The sequence below is a fragment of the Stenotrophomonas sp. 2YAF22 genome, assembly GCF_052114665.1.
GTDB lineage: Bacteria > Pseudomonadota > Gammaproteobacteria > Xanthomonadales > Xanthomonadaceae > Stenotrophomonas > Stenotrophomonas indicatrix.
The window spans coordinates 1-2,528 of sequence record NZ_JBFRFE010000627.1; the positions used below are offsets into that span (position 1 = coordinate 1).

General features: G+C 67.6%; 2 protein-coding genes. Both read left to right on the forward strand.

The window, feature by feature from the left end:
- Window positions 1-1,170: YadA family autotransporter adhesin (locus AB4Y84_RS19120; RefSeq protein WP_442250675.1), on the forward strand; the 1,170-nt coding region annotated here is incomplete at its 5' end.
- Between the two features lie 185 nt (window positions 1,171-1,355).
- Window positions 1,356-2,528: S8 family serine peptidase (locus AB4Y84_RS19125; RefSeq protein WP_442250676.1), on the forward strand; the 1,173-nt coding region annotated here is incomplete at its 3' end.

Here is a 2,528-nt window from a genome sequence, read left to right on the forward strand (position 1 = left end):
GGTTCACAGCTCAACGTCACCAACCAGCGCGTGGGTGCGGTGGAAACCCGGGTCGGTGATTTCGACTCGCGCATCGCCACCGTTGAAACCAGCGCGGCCAGCTCGGTCGGCTACGACGATGCCAGCCGTGACCGCCTGACCCTGGCCGGTATCCAGGGCACCACCATCGACAACGTCGGCGCCGGCAGCATCGCCTCCGGCAGCCGCCAGGCGATCAACGGTGGGCAGCTGTTCCAGTCGCTCAGCGATGCCGCCAGCTTCCTCGGCGGCGGTGCCAGCGTCGGCATGCAGGGCGTGTTCGTCGCGCCGAACTATGTGATCCAGGGGTCCACCTACAGCAACGTCGGCGACGCGCTGGGCGCACTGGACCGCAAGGTCAGCGAGATCGATCGTCGCACCGCCAGCGGCACGCGTTCCGGCGCGGCCAGCCTGCGTTCGATGGCCGCTCCGCTGGACGCAGACGCGTCCAACGTGGCCACGGCGTCGGCTGCCACCGACGCGAGCCTGGCTGATGGCGGATCGGCAACGGCCCGTGTGCAGGGCACGCCGACCGCTGCCAGCGCAGGCAGTGCTCAGCCAGCACTGGTCGCAGGCGGTGGCGTCAACGCCGTCGCGATGGGCGATGGCGCAGTCGCCAGCGGTGCATCGTCCACCGCTGTCGGCCAGGGCGCGAGTGCAACGGCGGCCAATGCGGTGGCGCTGGGCCAGGGCTCGGTTGCCGATCGCGCCAACACCGTCTCGGTCGGCAGTGAGGGCAACGAACGCCAGGTCACCAACGTGGCGGCCGGTACCACCGCAACCGATGCGGTCAACAAGGGCCAGCTGGATCGTGGCATCACCACCGCCAACAGCTACACCGACAGCCGCGTTCAGGCAGTCACCGACAGCTTCGATGTGTTCAAGGGCGAAGTTGATGGACGCCTGCGCCACATGGATCGCCGCATCGACCGCCAGGGCGCGATGAGCGCAGCGATGCTCAACATGGCCACCAGTGCCGCCGGCATCCGCACCCAGAACCGGGTCGGCGTCGGCATCGGTTTCCAGGGCGGCGAGTCGGCCATGTCGCTGGGCTACCAGCGTGCGATCAGCGATCRCGCCACGGTCACCGTCGGTGGTGCCTTCAGCAGTGATGACAGCTCGGTCGGCGTCGGTGCCGGCTTCGGCTGGTAAGTGCGCAACAACGTGCCGGTGGGCATCCCATCGGCACGTCGAGCAGTGAGCGCCAAAGGGGCGTGGCACGGCAACCCTGGTGGGCCAGCCAGGGCAGTCGCAGGGAGTGATGGCCGTAGTGAGCTCCGCCCGTGCAACGGGCGGAGAAGGAAAGCTCAACCATGACCTTGAAGAGGATTTCGAACGTGACCAAGAAGCAGACCCTTCGCATCAATGTGCTGGCTGCCGCCGTGTTGTCGCTGACTGTCGGCGTCGGTGCGGCGCATGCGGCCAAGCCGGGCGTGGCCAAGGAGCCGGCGCGCGTGGCCAGCACTGCCCAGCAGAGCGTGGACGGCATCATCGTGAAGTACCGCAACGGCACCGCGGCCGCCAGCGATCGTTCGACCAAGCTCTCGGTCGTGCAGTCGGCACTGTCGCGTGCCATCGTCAGCAGCGGCACCACCAGCCGTGCTGCGGCACTTTCCCCGCTGGTGGAGCGCAAGCTCGGTACCGGTGGCGACCTGATCCGCCTGAAGTCCCGGCTGGGCTCGGCCGACATGCAGAAGGTACTGGCTGAACTGAATGCCGATCCGTCGGTGCAGTACGCGGTGGCCAACGTGCGCCTGCAGCGCTCGGACCTGCGTGCCACCAATGCGCAGCCGGCACTGGTGCCCAACGATCCCAACTACGCGCAGTACCAGTGGAACTTCTTCAACGCCACCGGTGGTGTGAATGCACCGGCCGCGTGGGATCTCTCGCAGGGCGAGGGCATCGTGGTCGCCGTGCTCGATACCGGCATCCTGCCGGGCGTGCCGGATTTCGGCAGCAACCTGCTGGAAGGCTACGATTTCATCAGTGACAAGGAATCCTCGCGCCGCCCGAACGATGGCCGCGCACCGGGTGCCACCGACTACGGCGACTGGGTGGAAACGGCCAACGAGTGCTACACCGGTTCCGAACCGGAAGGCAGTTCCTGGCACGGCACGCACGTGGCCGGCACCATTGCCGAGGTGACCAACAACGGCAGTGCCCTGGCAGGCCTGGCCTACAAGGCCAAGGTGTTGCCGGTGCGCGTGCTGGGCAAGTGCGGCGGCACCCTGGCCGACATCAGCGACGCCATCACCTGGGCGTCGGGCGGCACCGTGCCGGGCATTCCGGCCAACACCAATCCGGCGGAAATCATCAACATGAGCCTGGGTGGTGGTGGCGCCTGCGATGCCGCCTATCAGGACGCGATCAACGGCGCCGTGTCGCGCGGCACCCTGGTGGTGGTCGCGGCCGGCAATGAAACCGACAACGCGTCCAAATACCGTCCGGCCAGCTGCAACAACGTGGTGGCGGTGGGTGCGACCCGTGTCACCGGTGGCATCACCTATTAC